The organism is Pseudomonas sp. HMWF021 (assembly GCF_003061005.1).
Classification (GTDB): Bacteria; Pseudomonadota; Gammaproteobacteria; order Pseudomonadales; family Pseudomonadaceae; genus Aquipseudomonas.
The window spans coordinates 13,784-31,479 of record NZ_QAIK01000124.1 but is presented as its reverse complement, the minus strand read 5'-3'; the positions used below and the strand labels follow the sequence as shown (position 1 = coordinate 31,479).

Annotated in this window: 13 protein-coding genes and 1 pseudogene; 6 read left to right on the top strand and 8 right to left on the bottom strand. The window is 59.9% G+C overall.

What is annotated here, in order from left to right:
• Positions 1 to 198 precede the first annotated feature (198 nt).
• The 3 genes from DBR18_RS17190 to DBR18_RS17180 all read right to left on the bottom strand — a co-directional run bounded on the left by DBR18_RS17190 (position 199) and on the right by DBR18_RS17180 (position 5,364).
• Complete coding sequence (locus tag DBR18_RS17190) at positions 199 to 4,134, bottom strand: Ig-like domain repeat protein (protein ID WP_177482399.1); 3,936 nt, start codon at positions 4,132 to 4,134, stop codon at positions 199 to 201.
• A gap of 236 nt (positions 4,135 to 4,370) precedes the next feature.
• Positions 4,371 to 4,766, bottom strand: coding sequence for a YbaN family protein (locus tag DBR18_RS17185; protein ID WP_108591198.1), 396 nt, complete (start codon positions 4,764 to 4,766; stop codon positions 4,371 to 4,373).
• A 10-nt stretch (positions 4,767 to 4,776) separates the two neighbouring features.
• Positions 4,777 to 5,364, bottom strand: a complete 588-nt coding sequence (locus DBR18_RS17180; protein WP_007962155.1) for a YecA family protein — start codon at positions 5,362 to 5,364, stop codon at positions 4,777 to 4,779.
• A gap of 379 nt (positions 5,365 to 5,743) precedes the next feature.
• Here DBR18_RS17180 and recQ point away from each other — a divergent pair, with 379 nt between their 5' ends.
• The 3 genes from recQ to DBR18_RS17160 all read left to right on the top strand — a co-directional run bounded on the left by recQ (position 5,744) and on the right by DBR18_RS17160 (position 10,326).
• Entirely contained in the window at positions 5,744 to 7,873 is a 2,130-nt protein-coding gene (recQ, locus tag DBR18_RS17170; RefSeq protein ID WP_108591197.1) for a DNA helicase RecQ, read from the top strand.
• Positions 7,874 to 8,006: 133 nt separating this feature from the next.
• Complete coding sequence (locus tag DBR18_RS17165; protein WP_007962151.1) at positions 8,007 to 8,441, top strand: MarR family transcriptional regulator; 435 nt, start codon at positions 8,007 to 8,009, stop codon at positions 8,439 to 8,441.
• A 127-nt stretch (positions 8,442 to 8,568) separates the two neighbouring features.
• Positions 8,569 to 10,326, top strand: coding sequence for a FimV/HubP family polar landmark protein (locus DBR18_RS17160; protein WP_108591196.1), 1,758 nt, complete (start codon positions 8,569 to 8,571; stop codon positions 10,324 to 10,326).
• A 141-nt stretch (positions 10,327 to 10,467) separates the two neighbouring features.
• Here DBR18_RS17160 and DBR18_RS17155 read toward each other — a convergent pair whose 3' ends face one another.
• Positions 10,468 to 12,669, bottom strand: coding sequence for a patatin-like phospholipase family protein (locus DBR18_RS17155; protein WP_108591195.1), 2,202 nt, complete (start codon positions 12,667 to 12,669; stop codon positions 10,468 to 10,470).
• Positions 12,670 to 12,740: 71 nt separating this feature from the next.
• Between DBR18_RS17155 and DBR18_RS17150 the strand changes: the two genes are divergently transcribed.
• Positions 12,741 to 13,028, top strand: a complete 288-nt coding sequence (locus DBR18_RS17150) for a SelT/SelW/SelH family protein (protein WP_108591194.1) — start codon at positions 12,741 to 12,743, stop codon at positions 13,026 to 13,028.
• On the opposite strand, the gene DBR18_RS17145 is transcribed toward DBR18_RS17150, so the two are convergent.
• Positions 13,022 to 13,915, bottom strand: coding sequence for a DMT family transporter (locus tag DBR18_RS17145; protein WP_108591193.1), 894 nt, complete (start codon positions 13,913 to 13,915; stop codon positions 13,022 to 13,024). The genes DBR18_RS17150 and DBR18_RS17145 overlap by 7 nt on opposite strands.
• 173 nt (positions 13,916 to 14,088) lie before the next feature.
• Positions 14,089 to 14,853, bottom strand: coding sequence for an AraC family transcriptional regulator (locus DBR18_RS17135; RefSeq protein WP_108591192.1), 765 nt, complete (start codon positions 14,851 to 14,853; stop codon positions 14,089 to 14,091).
• Between the two features lie 136 nt (positions 14,854 to 14,989).
• Here DBR18_RS17135 and DBR18_RS17130 point away from each other — a divergent pair, with 136 nt between their 5' ends.
• Complete coding sequence (locus tag DBR18_RS17130) at positions 14,990 to 15,805, top strand: UDP-2,3-diacylglucosamine diphosphatase (protein WP_108591191.1); 816 nt, start codon at positions 14,990 to 14,992, stop codon at positions 15,803 to 15,805.
• Positions 15,806 to 15,882: 77 nt separating this feature from the next.
• Here DBR18_RS17130 and DBR18_RS17125 read toward each other — a convergent pair whose 3' ends face one another.
• Both DBR18_RS17125 and DBR18_RS17120 read right to left on the bottom strand, forming a co-directional pair.
• Positions 15,883 to 16,473: an HD domain-containing protein gene (locus tag DBR18_RS17125; RefSeq protein ID WP_108591190.1), complete on the bottom strand. Its 591-nt coding sequence runs from the start codon at positions 16,471 to 16,473 to the stop codon at positions 15,883 to 15,885.
• A 26-nt stretch (positions 16,474 to 16,499) separates the two neighbouring features.
• The gene (locus DBR18_RS17120) at positions 16,500 to 16,811 is read right to left on the bottom strand and encodes a DUF962 domain-containing protein (protein WP_003222750.1); all 312 of its coding nucleotides are present in this window, start codon (positions 16,809 to 16,811) and stop codon (positions 16,500 to 16,502) included.
• 164 nt (positions 16,812 to 16,975) lie between these two features.
• On the opposite strand from DBR18_RS17120, the pseudogene DBR18_RS17115 reads away from it, so the two are divergent.
• Positions 16,976 to 17,696: pseudogene (locus tag DBR18_RS17115) on the top strand (AraC family transcriptional regulator); the annotation flags it as partial.

Genomic DNA, 17,696 nt, shown 5'->3' with positions numbered 1-17,696 from the left:
CGTGAGCCCTACGAAATGGATCCCACCCGCCCTGTAGGAGCTGCCGCAGGCTGCGATCTATTGATTCTGCTTCTTGAAAACCATGAGCAAAAGATCGCGGCCTTCGGCAGCTCCTGCAGGGGTTGTTACAGTATTAAATAAATCCGTTTCCTTATCCCCTTGAGGAAGCTGCCGGTTTGCTGGGGTATCCAGCTCAACTTACCTGATGCCGTACCCTAATGCCGTATTGCCTCCAAAACCGAAGTCTTTTAAAGCCTGTGTCTGTCCTGTCGCCGGAAAAATCGACCAGCGTTTTAAAAGGCCAGCCGAATCAGCCGCCCAAGCCCATCCCATATCCAACCTGATACCTGCATAAGTGTTGATGTGTGAACGCCACTCCGCCAGGGATGGAATTCGCCCGCCCTGGTTACCCGCCGCCTTGCTGCATTCGGTATAGGTATTGAATGCGCCGGTCCCAAAGATTCGATGCACGTTCGAGACCGAAACAGAGTAGGAAGCTGCCTGGTTTGCACGATCGCGGACGGTGATGACAGCGCTGCCGTTGCCTTTGGAGATCACCCGCCCGGTGCTGACGTTTACCTCCGCGACGGCCGGGTTGCTTGATGAGTATTGATAGGGTGGGACACCGCCGCTTGCCTGCCTGTCGATAAAACTGCCAGCCGGAGGATTGGTAGGGGTGGTATCCGAGCGGAAAATCCAGCCGCCCAACGCGACCGGGCTGGTGTTGAAATACAACGGCGGCAAAGGAACTTCTCGGGTGAAGCTGCGCGACACGGTCTGTTGATTGTTGGCTACCGACTTCGCGAAAACCGTATTCGAACCCAGAGGAATGCCGAGGCTGAGTGACCAGACACCGCTCCCGTTGGCAGGCACGATTTGCCCCGCCTCGTTGTTGAGAAAAACCTGCACGCTGTACAGCGGCGTTGCCTCTCCGCTCACAATCACCGAAGTGTCTGTGGTTTTGCCGCCGTCAGCCAGTTCCCCGCCCGAATGCCGAACCGAGGTCAGCGTGGTGGGGAGGTGGGCGCGGACTGTAAATGCGTGGATGGGGGACTCAAGTTGACTGCCATAAAGTGCTCTGGCCTTGAGCGAGTAAGCCTTCTGTTGAAGATTTGATAATGGGGTGCTGCCATCGCCGTTGCCGTCCAGATCAATCGGCTGTCCGATGGGCGATGCACTGTCGTAAAGTTGAGCTTTTTGGTCCGGATCGGCATTCACACTGACCGTTACCTGATTGTCGTAGGTTGTGCCGTTGTTGCCCACAGCTCCCTTGCTGTCCCTGACGCCGGTGATACTGGGCAACGTTGCTTCTTTGATGGTGAAGGATCTTGGATTACTGATCCTGTCGTCGGCCTCATATTGGGCGATTGCAACGACGCGATGCAGGCCTTCGATCAAGTCGACGGTGATAGTGAACTCGCTATTGGCATCGACGGTAGGCATACCCTTCGAGACCCCGTCGATCTGAACATCGACTTTCTCGGCACGCGTCGCTGTACCCACGATCGTCAAACGTTTGTCGTAAGTCAGGCCACCCTCGGCAATGACCGTGCCTTGCGCCGTCTTTACGATGGTGATGACGGGCGTGACGTACTCGTAGTGCTGGCGGATGACCAGCGGCAGTTTCGGGAAAACGATGGCGGCATGTTCATCCGTGTTGTTATCGAAAATGACTTTGCAGACCACGGAGGCGTTGGAGCCGTGAAGCAAGTTCAATAACTGCGTTTTGAGCAGGGTTTCATGCAGGCCTTGAGTGAGTTGCGTCGAGTTCACTTTATGCGCGGTGAGCAGATCGATTCGATGGTTGCCCGTGCTGGTCTGCCCTTCGATGTATAGCCAGACCAATTGGTTCAGGGCAATAAACGGCCATGCCTTGACCAGAACGCTCGCGTTCGCGGCTAGCTCCATTACCAGTAACTCGCCAGCCCTCGCTTCTGGAACCTCGGGTCTTGGCAGTTCCGTTTCAGGGTTTTGAAAGTTGAGTACCTTCAGCGCAAGAATTTCCGAGGGCGTCTCTAAGCCATAGCGCTGGACGACGTAATTGACCCACACCTCGTGGCCGATATTGGCGCCGACAAAGGAGGGCGGAAGGTGGAACCTCACGGTGCCGGTGGTTTCGGCAGGTTTCTCCATGTCCTCTGAGGTCCCGGCGCCGGGCGTACCCCGCCATTTCAATCCGAGATTGTCGAGCAAGGCGTCCATGGTCGCGTAGCTGCAATCGATGTCCACGCCATTGCGTGCATTCATCGGATTCAGTATGCCATCTGGGGCCTGAACCACCGTAGGTGGCAGCAACCTGCCCAGAGGAATGCCGACCAGCACCCTCAAAGAGGCGGAATAACTGTATTTTCCGGTGGCAGCGTGCAGCAACGTATAGATAACGGTCACGTAATAGCCGATATTGGCCGAGACATATTGTTCGTCTACGCGGAACCTTACGGGCTGGCCGACAGTTGCCAGGGTGATCGGTATGCTTGCGCTTGTGCTGCCATACTGGGTCATCCCGATCCAGTGGTAAGTCAGCGTATCGCCCTTGACCCAATTCACCGGTTTGACCAGCACATGAACCAGCTTGTCCGTTTGAGACGGATCGAGAATGTCGTTCGGTGCTTCTTCAACCTTGGGCGCTGGAAGCGTTGCCTGCCATGTTCCCACGCTGACCCGCAAAAAATCGGATTCGCGGGTGCCGTACTGGCCGGCAGCATCGTTGAATGCCCGGTACTGCACTTTGAGGCTGCCATTTTCCAAGGCTTTTACGTGCTCGCCCATGACGTAAATGATCACCTCGCCGATTTTCTGTTCTTCAGCCGAGACGGCGTATTCCTCTTCATGCAGGTAGGCATCACCGTTGGATTTTATGCCCACCCAGATCAACGTGATGTGATCGCCATTTCGGATACCTGGATATCTGATTACTACCGATGCCACTTGTGTCAGGACGGGCAGAATGTTCCCGACCACCTCAATGATTGTCGGTGCTGGCAGCAACGACGGATTGCCGATCACCGTAGCGAAGGTGCGCTTGGAGTAAAGCGTCGGGCTGCCATCCTGCTTGCGCAGCGCGTATGAGGCATCAAGGGTGCCTTGGGCGAAGAGTTTCACGAACTCGTAGGCAACCGGGATTTCATGAACATAGGGCGGAGTGCGGACGATGGCTTCAACGGTGAATGTCTGAGGTGGTCTGCCGGGAATCGGCGTGCCGATCACGGTGATCAGGAGTGTGTCACCGGCAGTGAAGACATCGCCGAATTTGATCAGGATCTGCAGGGTTACAGGTTTGGCGTCCAGGTCTGCAAGAATTATTTTCCCGTCATTCGCTTCCTTGATGATGAGCTCATCAAGGCGTGATGCCCCAGCGTCAACGCGCACTGAGGTGGCTTCTGACCACTTGACGCTCCAGTTGTAAACCAGGTCGCAAACGTTGTAATGGACCTTCATTGCAGCACTGTCACCGGCAGTAAGGATATCTTCGGGCCTGGCCATGACGACAATGTCGACGGTGCCATCCACTTCTGCCTGTGTCAGCGTATGTGGCGGAATAAAAACGCTACCCCACATTGCGAGAATGATGTCGCCCACCGCGATATTGGGATAACGCGTGATGGTCATCGGCACGCCTTTGTCGGCCCACTCCTTGGTCACGCCGTTATCGATGACATCCTGCGGTAACCCGACCTTCTTCAGCTCCGAATGCCAAGGCTCGAAGGGACGCTTGTCGTCACCGGCCGGGTCGTCGATCTCCAGCAACAGCGTCAATTTGGCCGATGGATCATCGGGTATGGTTTCGCCGACGCGGGTCAATACGTAGTGGCAGGTGAACAGTCCCGGTATCAGTCCGTCCTTGGGCACGAAGAACAACCATCGATTATTGAGGTGTTCATCCTTGACCTTCAGTTCGCCGACCTTTTTGTCATTCAGGAAGACCTCCAGCAAATCATCGATCGCCATTGACCGGTAAGGGTCGATAAGGGCAAACAATCCTTCATCGAACGCTTCGAATGCGTTTTTGTTGATCCCTCCATCGGCATCCGGTACAGGGATAATCATGTCGGCGAAAAAGGGAGGGACCAACCCTGACAATGGAGCGGGCAGTTCATTACGACTGGGGAACAGGGACCGGCGGAAAGTGAACATGATCAACTCCATCCAAGGGGGTACGTCAGTGACGTCAAGGGTTTCTGGCCTTGGACGCGACGACCGGATGACGGGATTCCCGGGCAGGAACGAACGATTGGGAGTTCGAGCCGCAGGTCAAGGGCTGGGTTGATTTAAGTGGGCAAGCGAGCTAACTGTCTACTGTCAGAAATAACAGGTAGGCAGGTATATCCGATGAGCGGTCTGTCGTTTGGAAGGGTTGGAAAGCGGGGGAATCAAGGTTTGCGCAAGGTTTTCTGTCTGAGGATATAAACCGTCACCAGCACCGCGCTGGTCAGCATGAACCCCCGCGCCCACGGCAGTGGCACCAGGTAGCAGGAGAACAGAATGCTCGCCCACATCAGCCCGATCGCGTAGACCTTGCCTTTGAGCGGTATGCCGTTGCCGTCGAGGTAGTCGCGGATCCATGGCCCGAGCCGGGGATGCTCGACCAGCCAGTGATAGAAACGCGGAGAGCTGCGCGCGAAGCAGGCTGCGGCGAGCAGAAGGAAGGGGGTGGTGGGCAGGACCGGCAGGAAAATCCCGATCACCCCCAATGCCACGCTGAGCCAGCCGATGGCCAGCAGCAAGTAGCGCAACATCAGGGGGCGGTTGCCTATGGGGTTGTCCATAGGCCGTATCTTAGTGATGGCGTGGCTTGAGGATCGCCGGTTTTTCGTCCGGGGCCTGGCACAGCAAGTACAGTGCGGTCAGGGCTTCCGGGATCTGCACGATCATGTCGTCCATCAGGTTGGCGTCCTTGGCGATGTCTTCGAACTCTGGCTGCTCGTCGAACAGGCCCGAACCGACCATGATCGGCAGGAGCATTTCGCTGACTTCTTCTTCGGCGGTCTCGAACCAGGCCGCTTCGCGCAGGAACACGCCTTCCATGAAACCGATGCACCAGCCGCGCAGTTCGGAGTCGTCCGGCTCGTCGCCCAGATCCAGATCGCACGGCAGTTCGAATTCTTCGTCGGACGCCAGTTGGCGGGCGATGTGTGCCTTGAGGCCGATCAGCGTGGCTTCGATCTCTTCGCGCTGGGCTTCGCTGCTGTAATGCGGCTCTTCGGCGAACAGGGCGTCGATCCACTCACGTTCCGGTACGTCTTCTGCACAGATCGACAGGGCGGTCAGGTAACCGTGGGCGGCCACGTAATCCAGCGCCTCTTCGTGCAGCTCGTCGGCGTCGAGGAAGACTTGCAGGCGGGTCAGTTGCTCAGCGAAGGACATTACGGGGCTACCTTGGGGGAATAAACAATGCGGGAATTCTAGGCCTTCTTGCGCGCTCAAGCCAGCCGCATGGCAGATTTGCCCCGCCACGACCCGCAGATCCACCGCCCACCCCTGTAGGAGCTGCCGAAGGCTGCGATCTTTTGATTTTGTTTTTCAAGATCAAGATCAGAAGATCGCAGCCTTCGGCAGCTCCTACAGAAGATGAGTCTTCTCAGCGGCACCCCTCGTCGGGAAGGGCTCGGGTATACTGCCGCGTTTTGCGCTCCCTGCTCGTATTGCGGCTGGCTTGCAATGCGCTCTTACGTTTTGTTTAAGCAGCCCTGGCTGTCCTGAACCAGCCTGTGCAGGGATGTTTCGGTAGATTTTTGGAGTTTTTATGCTCGAACAGGCTCAACGCGTCCTCAAGGACATCTTCGGCTACGACAGTTTCCGTGGCCGCCAGGGTGCAATCATTGAGCGCGTGGCCAGCGGCGGTGATGCGCTGGTGCTGATGCCTACCGGTGGTGGCAAATCCCTGTGCTTCCAGGTCCCGGCGCTGCTGCGCGAAGGCCTGGCGGTGGTGGTGTCGCCATTGATCGCCCTGATGGACGATCAGGTCGCCACCCTTGAAGAGCTGGGCGTGGCTGCCGCTGCACTGAACTCCACGCTGAGCGCCGAACAGCAGCGCGATCTGGCGGCGCGAATCAAGCGTGGCGAAGTGAAGATGCTTTATCTGGCGCCCGAGCGTCTGGTACAGCCGCGCATGCTGTCCTTCCTGCAAGGGCTGAACATAGCGCTATTTGCCATCGACGAGGCGCATTGCGTGTCGCAATGGGGCCATGACTTCCGGCCGGAATACCTGCAACTGGGCCAGTTGGCGGAAATGTTCCCCGATGTGCCGCGCATCGCCCTGACCGCCACCGCCGACAAACGTACCCGCGAAGAAATCGTCACCCGCTTGCACTTGCAGAACGCCGAGCGCTTTCTGTCGAGTTTCGACCGGCCGAACATCTTCTACCGCATCGTGCCCAAGGAGCAGCCGCGCAAGCAGTTGCTGGCGTTCCTCGCCGAGCGGCGCAGCGATGCCGGCATCGTGTATTGCCTGTCGCGCAAGAAAGTCGAGGAAGTCGCCGCGTTCCTAAGCGAGCAGGGCTTCCCGGCGCTGCCGTATCACGCCGGTCTGCCCAACGATCTGCGCGCCTACCACCAGAAACGCTTCCTCAATGAGGAAGGCCTGATCATGGTCGCCACCGTGGCGTTCGGCATGGGCATCGACAAGCCCAACGTGCGTTTCGTTGCGCACCTCGATCTGCCCAAATCCCTTGAGGCCTATTACCAGGAAACCGGGCGCGGCGGTCGTGACGGCCTGCCGGCCGATGCGTGGATGGCCTACGGTCTGCAAGACGTGGTGATGCTCAAGCAGATGCTGCAGAACTCCGAAGGCGATGAGCGCCACAAGCGTCTGGAGCAGCACAAGCTCGACGCCATGCTCTCGCTCTGCGAAGAAACCCGCTGCCGCCGCCAGGCCCTGCTGGCGTACTTCGATGAAGACATGCCCGAGCCGTGCGGCCACTGCGACAACTGCGTCGACGGCGTGCAGACCTGGGACGCCACCGAACCGGCGCGTCAGGCACTCTCGGCGATTTATCGCACCGGTCAGCGCTATGGCGTCGGCCATCTGGTGGACGTGCTGCTGGGCAAGGATAACGAAAAGGTCCGCAGCTTCGGCCATCAGCACCTGTCGGTGTATGGCGTCGGCAAGGCGCTGAGCGAGAGCGAATGGCGCTCGCTGTTCCGGCAACTGGTGGCCCGTGGTCTGGCCGACGTCGATCACGAGGGTTATGGCGGTTTGCGCCTGAGCGACACCTGCCGGCCGTTGCTCAAGGGCGAGGTGACGCTGGAACTGCGCCGCGACCTCAAACCGCAGGTCACCGCCAAGACCGCCAGCAAGAGCCCGGCCAGCCAGCTGGTGCGCGGCGAAGAGCGCGAACAGTGGGAAGCCCTGCGTGCGCTGCGGCGCAAACTCGCCGAGGAGCATGGCGTGCCGCCGTACGTCATCTTCCCCGACTCGACCCTGCTGGAAATGCTGCGCAGCCAGCCGACCTCGCTGGCCGACATGGCGCGGGTCAGCGGTGTCGGTGCACGCAAGCTGGAGCGTTACGGCGAGGCCTTCCTTGAAGTGCTTGGCGGCGAGGCCGAAGCGCCGAAAGCGGTGGCCGACGTGCGCCACGAGCTGATCACCCTGGCCCGCGCCGGCATGACCCCGATGCAGATCGCCGGGCAGTTGCAGTGCTCGGAAAAGAACGTCTACACCATGCTCGCCGAGGCCATCGGCAAGCAGCAGTTGTCGCTGGAGCAGGCACTGGACTTGCCGGAAGAACTGATGGGTGAAGTGCAGGACGCGTTCCTCGACGGCGAGGGCGAGTTACCGTCGGTCGCCGAAGTGGCCGAACTGTTCGCCGGTCGCGTGCCGGAGGGCGTTCTTTATTGCGTAAGGGCTGCGTTGCAATCCGAGTTTGAAATGTAAGAGGGCGTTTGCGCCAACCGTCAGGCAGTTGTAACGATTCAGTACAGGTCGGCTCTTGCCTATAGCCAAAGGTCATGCTTAGCTGACTAATAATTAGTTTTTCTCTATTTGTCAGTCTACTCATGAGTATTTTATGCCGTTAACCGATCAACACCGCTTTGGTATGCAACTGGCCCAGATGTCCCGTGGCTGGCGTGCCGAACTGGATCGCCGGCTGGCCGGTCTGGGCTTGTCCCAGGCACGCTGGCTGGTGCTGCTGCACCTGGCGCGTTTCGAAGACGCGCCAACCCAACGCGAGCTGGCGCAGAGCGTCGGCGTCGAAGGTCCGACCCTCGCACGTTTGCTCGACAGCCTGGAAAGCCAGGGTCTGGTGCAACGCCAGTCCGTGATGGAAGACCGCCGGGCGAAAAAAATCGTGCTCTGCGCCCCGGCGTTACCGCTGATCGAACAGATCGAAACCATTGCCACGCAACTTCGGCATGAATTGTTCGAAGGCGTCGACGAGGCGGATTTGAAGGTGTGCATGCGGGTTCACGGACACATTCTGGCCAACCTGGAAAAATCTTGAGGCATAACCGCACGCCGGTTTTTTGAGGGATTGCGCTGAGCAGACTATAAGAACTACTGGGCAATATCGTGTTCGTACCGGATGTGCGAACGCATAGAAACCGGTTTTGCTTATTTAAGGGATGCTCATGCACGCAAGTCGGCACGTGGTACTGCGCGGTGGCGCCAAATGGCTGCTGGTCGCTGGCGTATTCAGCTATTCGACCTGGTCGATGGCATTGGGGCTGGGAGACATCACCGTTCACTCGGCCCTCAATCAGCCACTCAAGGCTGACATAGCGCTGGTGGATGCCGGTGGCTTCAGTGCCAGCGATCTCTCGGTCAGCCTGGCAACGGCCGATGAATTCGGCAGGGCCGGGGTCGAGCGGGTGTTCTTCCTCAATGACCTCAGGTTCACCCCGATCCTGCATGGCAATCACCAGATGATCCGGGTGACTTCGCGCAAACCGGTCAACGAACCCTTTCTGAATTTTCTGGTGCAGCTCAATCAGCCCAACGGCCGCTTGCTGCGCGAGTACACGGTGCTGATCGATCCGCCCGGATCACCGACCATCGTACCGGCCACGGATGAACCCGATCCTCGTCCGCAGTCTTCCGAGTTTCCCACCGTAGAACCTGCCACAGCGGCGCCGCAGTCTGCCCAAGGCAAACGCGATACGGCGCCTGCTGCGCCTGTTCCTGCGGTCAATGATGCGGTGGCCGAGCAGCTGGCGGCCAGCGTGCTGCAGAATCAGCAATTGCAAAAGACCGTCGACGAACTGAATGCCAGGCTGCAGACGCAGGATGTCCAGATTGCCGACGGCAAAAAGCAGATCAGTGATCTGCAAACACGCTTGAGTGAGTTGCAGAAACCGCCAGCGCCGGCGGTCACACCGCCAGTACCGGCGCCAGTCACCAGCGCGCCTGAAGCTGCCGACGATGGCCTCAACTGGCCGCTGCTCGGTGGGTTGCTGGTGCTACTGGGAATGTTGATGGGGGGCCTTTTCCTTCGGCGTCGGCGTCAACAAGTGCAGGGCGCTGCACCGCTGGCGGACTTTTCGACCGCTCGGCAAACGGATCCTGAAGACACGCCGACCACCCAATCGGCCGGCATCAGCACAGTCACCGAACATCGGGAGGAACCGGCGGCCGGCGATGTCCTGGAGGCGGTGGGGATCTATCTCGCCTACGGTCGCTTGAATGAAGCGGCAGGGCTGTTACGCAACGCCATGGACAAGGAACCGGAGCGCACCGATCTGGGCGTGCAATTGCTCGAAGTGCTGGGGCGCCAGGGTGACAGCGCGGCTTATGGGCCACTGGAAGACCGTTTGCGTGAAGCGGGCGTTGATCCTCAGCAATTGGCTGCTATCCGTGAGCGTCATCCGAAATTGCACGGTACGGCGCCATCCATCCCGGTATTGCCGATAGTCGCTGCCGCACCGGTCGCCGCTGTTCAACCGGCACCCGAGCATGATTTCGAGCTGAATCTGGGCGAGTTGTCGATGGCGTCCAGTTGGGATCTTGAAGACAGTCGTTCGACACCTGAGCAGCCCGCAGACCTGACGGCATCAAAGTCCGGTCTTGAGGTTCTGCCAGCGGACTTCGAGTTGCCCGAAAGCGTGTCCAGCGATGAGGCGGAGCTGGAGTGGATCCCCGAACCGGACGCGCAGCCGCTGGACGATGACTTTCTCAATGAGTTTGGCGACCCGGGCGAGTCGCTGGCGCTGGAGCCGCTGGATCTAGCGGCCACTGAGCCGGAGCACGGCTCGGAGAAACTCGAACAGGCGCAGACCTGCATTGATGACGGGGATATCGACAGCGCGATTGCCTTGCTCAATGAGTTACTCAAGGAGGGGGACGAGCCCCTCAAGCAAACGGCGCGGACGTTATTGGCCGGTATCCGCTGATCTGAGTGCCATTGGCTGATGCGGTGCCTGTACTGACGCCTTCGCGAGCAAGCTCGCTCCCACAGTTGGAATGCGCTCCATTGTGGGAGCGAGCTTGCTCGCGAAGGCGTCAAGGCCGACAACATAGATCCACCTGAATACTCAGAACGTCTGCCCCAGATTCAAATAAACCGCCTGCTCATTCGCATCATTCAAGCCATAGGTGAAGTTCAACGGCCCCAACGGCGTATCGAAGCCGATAAATACACTGGCGGCATTGATGTAGCCGCTGTCGAATTCGTTGTCGTTGTTCCACGCCCGTCCACGCTCCAGCGACGCCCCGGCATACAGCGGGAAGTCCAGCGGCAAATAAGAGCGCGGCGTCAACCGGCGGTAGTACACCGCGCGCATCAGGCTGACGTTTTGCCCGGAAATCGAGTCCTCCCTGAAGCCCGACAACTGCCGTGCACCGCCGAGCAGGAAGCTCGACGTCACCACGTTGGCATCGTCCAGCGTTCGGCCATAACGGCCGCCGAGAATCAGCGTATCCGGGCCATGGCTCATGGCTTTATCGAGCTTGAATTCCCACTGCCGGTAGCGCGTGTCCGACCCCAGCCCCGGTTCGAATTGCATCAGGGTCAGGCTGACGTCCTTGCCCTCGTGAGGAAAGTAGACGTTGTCCAGCGAATCGAACGAGTACTTCAGCGAGTAGAAACCTTCAGTGAAGTTTTCCCTCGGCAGGTCCTGATCGCCGATGCGCACATCCGCTTTGCCCCAGGCTTCGCCGACCCCGAAGCGAATTTCGCCGTTGTTGCCGATCTGCCGACCGAAATTGAGGCCGAAACCATAGCGCTCGACGCGGTATTGAGCGATCGGATCGTTGTCGAGTATTGAATCGACGTTCTGCGCTTCAAACGCAGCATACGGGGCGACGAAGTAGCGCGAGCCGACGTCCAGTGGCTGATAGAACTCGGTATACAGTTCCTGCTTGTCGCCGATCTGCGCTCGGGTCAGCCATTCCGCGCCGAGGCGGTTGATGCCGTTGATGCGGTAGCTGGCGCCGAGGTTGAAGGCGCTGTCACCGCGCATGTCGTCCGACAGGTTCAGGCCGACCCGCAGGTAATCGGTGCCGCTGCGTTTGCCCCGGGCGCTGATCACCAGGGTGTGATCCTGACCCTTGTGCACCACGCGGTACTGCACCTGTTCGAAGTAGTCGAGGCCGTACAGCGTGCCCATGTCCGAGTGCAGTCGGCCCAGATCCAGCGGCTCGCCGATCGGCTGACGGATGTAATAGCGAATCACCTCATCGCCGACTTTCGAGTCGTTCTCGACCCTGATCGCGGTGATGATCGGCGTGCGCTGGCCCGGGGCGCGGGCTGCGTTCAGTTCGGCGTCCTGGGATTCCTGAGGTTTGAGCTGAGCGAGGCGGCCGTCGAGAATCCGCGTGGCGCGGTAACCGGCGTCAATCATCTCCTGGGCCTTGCCGAAATCGGTGACGCCGAATGCCGCCAGCGCCGGCTGGATCAGCACGTCGGTGGGTTTGAGGGCGGCCAGTTGCTCTTCGGAGTTGCGCCGGGTCATCAGGGTGATCGACTGGTTCAGCACATCGACCACGGTCGTCAGTTGTTTGCGGTTGCGCAGTGGCGTACCGATGTCGACCACGATTGCCACGTCGACACCCATCTCCCGCGCGACGTCGAGCGGGATGTTGTCAGTCATGCCGCCGTCCACCAGCAGCCGCCCGTCCAGTTCGACCGGGGCAAACACCGCCGGAATCGACATGCTGGCGCGGATCACCTGCGGCAGGTGGCCTTTGCGGAACACCACTTTTTCGCCATTGGCGATGTCGGTGGCGACGGCGCGGAACGGGATCGGCAGCTTGTCGAAGTCGCGGGTGTCACTGGTGTGCGCCAACAGGCTCTCCAGCATCAGCGCCAGGTTCTGGCCCTGAATCACCCCCAGCGGCAGGCCGAGGCTACCGTCATCGCGAAAACTCAGTTGCTGTTTCACCAGAAAATCGCGGTCGTCCTGCTTGCGGCGAAACGGCACGTCTTCCCGAGGCGGTGCGTCGGACAGCGCCTGCTGCCAATCGATGTTCAGCGCGAGTTTTTCCAGTTCATCGATCTTGTAGCCCGAGGCATACAGGCCGCCGACCACCGCGCCCATGCTGGTGCCGGCAATCGCATCGATCTTGATGCCTTGTTCTTCAAGAGCCTTGAGCACGCCGATGTGCGCCAGGCCACGGGCGGCACCACCGGACAACACCAGGCCGACTTTCGGGCGGGGCGCTTCGGCGGCATGCACGGTGACATTAGCAAAGAGGGGCAGGAAGCCAAGCAGCAGGCAGAACAGCAAACGGCGCATGGTGAGTCTCGGGGCAAGCGATAAAGCCGGCTATTATAGCGGCGCCCTCTGTCTCAGGAGTTTCAGCGAACATGACCGTGAAAAAAGCGGAAGTCGTCATCACCTATTGCACCCAATGCCAGTGGCTGCTGCGCGCCGCGTGGCTGGCGCAAGAGCTGCTCAGCACTTTTGGCGATGACCTCGGCAAGGTCTCGCTGGTGCCGGGCACCGGCGGGGTATTTCACATCAGCTGCGACGACGTGCAAATCTGGGAGCGCAAGGCCGACGGCGGTTTTCCCGAGGCCAAGGTACTCAAGCAGCGGGTGCGCGATCAGATCGATCCTGATCGCGACCTCGGCCACAACGACCGCACTCAGTGAGACGCAGCTTCGGCAGCCACGGTTTTCTTGTCGGCGCTGCCTGACATCCGCGCCGAGACCACGATGGCGACGATGATCAGCGCGCCGCCGAGCAGCATGCGCAGCGTCGGGTTTTCATTGAACAGCAGCCAGGCGATGGTGATGCCGTAAACCGGTTCCATGGCGAACACCACGGCGGCAGTGCGTGCCTTGATCACCGCGAGGCTGGCGACGAACAGGCTGTGCGCGACGCCGGTGCAGAACACCCCGAGCAGGCCGATCCACAGCCAGTCCAGCGCGCGCACTTCGCTCAGTTGCGGGGCCGCGACCGGCAGCAGACACAGTGCCACCACCACGTTCTGGCACAGCGCGGCCTGCACCGCCGGGATGCGTCCGGAGCTGGCGCGGTTGGTCAGCGAGAGCAGGGCGAACAGCAAGCCCGACAGCACCGCCCAGAGCAACCCGGTGGTGGCGCCGCTGGCCAGGTCGAACGCCGGGGTGACCAGCACTAGACCGACGCTGACCAACACCACCAGCACGATTTCATTGGCGCGGATGCGTTCGCGGAAAATCAGCCCTTCGAGTATTACGGTGAACGCCGGGAAGCTGGCAAAGCCCAGGGTCGCGATGGCCACGCCGGCGACTTTTACCGCGATGAAAAAACTCACCCAGTGCCCGGCCAGCAACACGCCGCTGAGCGCCAGACGGCGCCAGTCGAGCGCCTGCAGTTTCTGCCAGCCGTTCTGACTGGCGAAGCGGGCGAAAAACGCCAGGGCGAGCACGGCAAATGCGGCGCGTCCGAAGACGATCACCGCCGGCGAGGCGATCGCGAGTTTGCCGAACACACCGGTCAGGCCGAACATCAGAGCGCCGATATGCAGGGCGCCGAGGGCGGTACGCGGAGTCATTGCAATCCTTCTTGAGTCTGTCGATACGCAACATGATCACTGTAGGAGCTGCCGCAGGCTGCGATCTTTTGATCTTGATCCTTCAAAGCAAGATCAAAAGATCGCAGCCTGTGGCAGTTCCTACACGTAGATGCACATTGAAGCGTATTGCGGCTCGCAAGTCTGTCGGCCGACTAGCGTTTTTTGTCGCAGGAATCGCGGCGCAACTGGCCGGGTGAGGCGCCGAACTCTCGCAGCACGGCGGCCGAGAAGGCACTTTGCGAGCTGTAACCGACCCGACTGGCGATTTCGCCGATCGGCAACGCGGTCTCGCGCAGCAAGCCTACTGCCTTGTGCAGGCGTCGGCTGCGAATGTAGTCCATCGGCGTTTGCCCGCATTCCGCCATGAACCGTGCGTGCAGGCGAGCGCTGGACAGCCCGGCGATCTGCGCCAGATCGGCCACTTGCAGCGGGTAGGCGGCGTACCGCTCGATGTGCGCATCGAGTGCCGGGTAGGGCAGGCGCCGTGCCGAGACTTCAGCGGGGCTGGCGTGGTTCAGGCTCGCGAGCAGCAAGACTGCGCCTTGTTGCGCAATCAACGGATCACTGACCGGACTGTTCGCCAGCCAGTTGACCAATTGGCTTTGTCCCGCATCAAGAGACAACCGCGCAGGCTGGTCAAGCAAGCGCTGGCTGGCATCGGCATGCTCGCCCAACGAGTCGTTCAGCCATTGTCCATCGGGGATGTCCAGCACCAGGCAACGACTGCCATCGGGACTGCCGCAGGCGTGATGGGCGCCGGAGGGAATGACCACGAAACTCTGCTGGCGTACCTGACTGCCCTGACCCTCGACTTCGAAATCCAGCGCGCCGGACAAACCGAACACCAACTGGGCGTGGTCGTGGCTGTGGATGATCAGATCGTGGGTGTACTGGCGCAGTGTCAGGATCGGGCGCATGGCAGAAGTCTCCGAAGTGAGCGCCAGTCTACACCGGGACACCGGGCCTGCGCGCTGTCACACGACTGACGCATGCCTGTCATGGTCGATTAACCCGGCAGGCGCACTCTTGCGGAAACATCGCAGAGGGTTGCCCATGACCAGCGCCGAGCTCGCCAGACCCAGCCGTAAACAACGGGTGCGTACCCTGTGGATTTCCGACGTGCACCTGGGCACGCGCGATTGCCAGGCCGAGCACTTGTCGCAATTTCTCAAGGGCTACCACGCCGACAAGATCTATCTGGTGGGTGACATCATCGACGGCTGGAAGCTCCGTGGCGGCATGTACTGGCCGCAGGCGCACACCAACGTGATCCGCCGCCTGCTGACCATGAGCAAGCGCGGCACCGAAGTGATCTACGTCACCGGCAATCACGATGAATTCCTGCGCCGTTATTCGAAACTGATTCTGGGCAATATCCAGTTGGTCGACGAGGCGGTGCATGTCACGGCGGATGGCCGGCACCTGCTGGTGATTCACGGCGACCAGTTCGACGTGATCACCCGCTATCACCGCTGGCTGGCGTTTCTCGGCGACTCGGCCTATGAGCTCACCCTGACCCTCAATCGCTGGCTCAACCACTGGCGTGCGCGCTATGGCTATGGGTACTGGTCGTTGTCGGCGTACCTGAAGCACAAGGTGAAAACAGCGGTGAGTTTTATCAGCGACTTTGAAGAAGCCATCGCCCATGAATGTGTGAAGCGTGAATTGCATGGCGTGGTCTGCGGGCATATTCACCATGCCGAGATCCGCAAGGTGGGGGAGGTGGATTACCTCAACTGTGGTGATTGGGTGGAGTCGTGCACGGCGTTGATCGAACACTGGGACGGCACGATCGAGCTGTATCGCCTGGCGGATGCCCAGGCGCGGGAGGCGCAGCTCAAGGCGGCCAAGGTTGCCGAGATCGCATAAAAGCAAAAGATCGCAGCCTGCGGCAGCTCCTACATGAGACCTGTGTAGGAGCTGCCGAAGGCTGCGATCTTTTGATCTTAGGCGGGCGAATGTTCTTCCATCGCCGCCTTGTAGATCGAGTTCTTCGGCTGCGCAAACAGCCGCTCCAGCATCGGCTCGAAAAAGCTCAACGGCAGGGTGTCATACGCAGGATCGAACGCCGCCGCATCGTATCTGGCGCAGAACTCCACCGTCGCCTGATACTGCGGATGCGCGGCGAACTGCTCGCGCAGGTGCCGATCCATGCCCAGATGATGGAAAAAGTAGTAGCCCTGAAAGATGCCGTGCTTTTCCACCATCCACAGATTTTCGGCACTGACGAACGGCTTGAGAATCGCCGCGGCGATGTCCGGGTGGTTGTAGGAACCGAGAGTGTCGCCGATGTCATGCAGCAGCGCACACACCACGTATTCCTCATCACGCCCGTCACGATAGGCGCGGGTCGCGGTTTGCAGCGAGTGGGTCAGGCGATCCACCGGGAAGCCGCCGAAGTCGCCTTCGAGCAGCTTCAGGTGCGCAACGATCCGCGACGGCAGTTGCCGGGCGTAAGCGCTGAAGTCAGCGGCGATGATCGCCCAGTCTTCCTGGGTGCCGTCCTGCATGTGGGTGAAGCGGGCATTGGCGTTCATCGGCCAGCCTCCAGGTGTGTCGGGTTTCAGAACGCCACGCGGCCGAGAATCATGTCGCGGTACATGACGAAATCGCCGAGCAGGCTGTACAGCGGATGCTGGAAAGTTGCCGGACGGTTTTTTTCAAAGAAGAAGTGCCCGACCCAGGCAAAGCTGTAACCGGCCAGTGGCAGGGCCAGCAACAGCAGCCATGCACCTTTGGCGATGGTCATGGCCAGAATGAATATCACCAGCGTGGTGCCGATGAAATGCAACCGGCGGCAGGTGCTGTTGGCGTGTTCGCTGAGGTAATACGGATAGAACTCGGCGAAGGTATTGAATTGCTTGATGTTTTCCACGACCGCGATCTCTGTGGTTATTGTTCTGATGGCAAGTTGTTCGGCGGGTAGCTTATTTGAGTCTAGAGTGAACACTGGCAACAGCCAGTGACAATGGGCGCCACTTTAGTATCCTTCGCAAATCGGGTCGCAACATGCGATCCATCATGTTAAAGAATAACGCCATGAGCGAACGAACAACTTCTGCAAGCTGGGCGATGGGGATTGTCAAAGCATTGGAGATGGACGGCCTGGATTGCCGGGTACTGTTCAAGCAACTGGGGCTCGACTACGCGGCCCTGAATGATCCGGATGCACGCTTTCCGCAAGATTCCATGACCCGGCTCTGGCAACGGGCAGTCGAGCTGTCGGGCAACCCGGCGATTGGCCTGAACATGGGCAAGGTGGTGCGACCGGCCTCGTTCCATGTTGCCGGCTATGCCTTGATGTCGAGCAACACCCTGGCTGAAGGCTTTCAACGGCTGGTGCGCTATCAGCGAATCATCGCCGAAAGCGCCGACCTGAGTTTTCGCCTGCTCGAAGAAGGCTACGCACTGATCCTGACCGTGCACGGCGATCACCTGCCACCGACCCGGCAGAGCGCCGAAGCCTCGCTGGCCTGTGCGCTGGGGCTGTGCGGCTGGTTGACCGGGCGCACCCTGCATCCGGTCAAAGTGCTTTTTCAAGGCGACGAGCCCGCAAACTTGCAACCCTACCGCCAAGCCTTCCACGCGCCGCTGATGTTCAATGCGCCCTATGATGCGTTGATCTTCGAACGCGCCGACATGGAAGCACCGCTGCCCACCGCCAACGAAGCGATGGCGCTGCTGCACGACCGGTTTGCCGGGGAATATCTGGCGAGGTTTTCCGAAAGCCGCGTGACCCACAAGGCGCGGCAAGTGCTTT

Coding starts and splice junctions, on each gene's coding strand:
- DBR18_RS17150 (WP_108591194.1), top strand. CDS start 12,741: ATGACCGTGAAAAAAGCGGAAGTCGTCATCACCTATTGCACCCAATGC.
- DBR18_RS17190 (WP_177482399.1), bottom strand. CDS start 4,134: ATGTTCACTTTCCGCCGGTCCCTGTTCCCCAGTCGTAATGAACTGCCC.
- DBR18_RS17155 (WP_108591195.1), bottom strand. CDS start 12,669: ATGCGCCGTTTGCTGTTCTGCCTGCTGCTTGGCTTCCTGCCCCTCTTT.
- DBR18_RS17165 (WP_007962151.1), top strand. CDS start 8,007: ATGCCGTTAACCGATCAACACCGCTTTGGTATGCAACTGGCCCAGATG.
- DBR18_RS17180 (WP_007962155.1), bottom strand. CDS start 5,364: ATGTCCTTCGCTGAGCAACTGACCCGCCTGCAAGTCTTCCTCGACGCC.
- DBR18_RS17135 (WP_108591192.1), bottom strand. CDS start 14,853: ATGCGCCCGATCCTGACACTGCGCCAGTACACCCACGATCTGATCATC.
- DBR18_RS17185 (WP_108591198.1), bottom strand. CDS start 4,766: ATGGACAACCCCATAGGCAACCGCCCCCTGATGTTGCGCTACTTGCTG.
- DBR18_RS17125 (WP_108591190.1), bottom strand. CDS start 16,473: ATGAACGCCAATGCCCGCTTCACCCACATGCAGGACGGCACCCAGGAA.
- DBR18_RS17145 (WP_108591193.1), bottom strand. CDS start 13,915: ATGACTCCGCGTACCGCCCTCGGCGCCCTGCATATCGGCGCTCTGATG.
- DBR18_RS17160 (WP_108591196.1), top strand. CDS start 8,569: ATGCACGCAAGTCGGCACGTGGTACTGCGCGGTGGCGCCAAATGGCTG.
- DBR18_RS17130 (WP_108591191.1), top strand. CDS start 14,990: ATGACCAGCGCCGAGCTCGCCAGACCCAGCCGTAAACAACGGGTGCGT.
- recQ (WP_108591197.1), top strand. CDS start 5,744: ATGCTCGAACAGGCTCAACGCGTCCTCAAGGACATCTTCGGCTACGAC.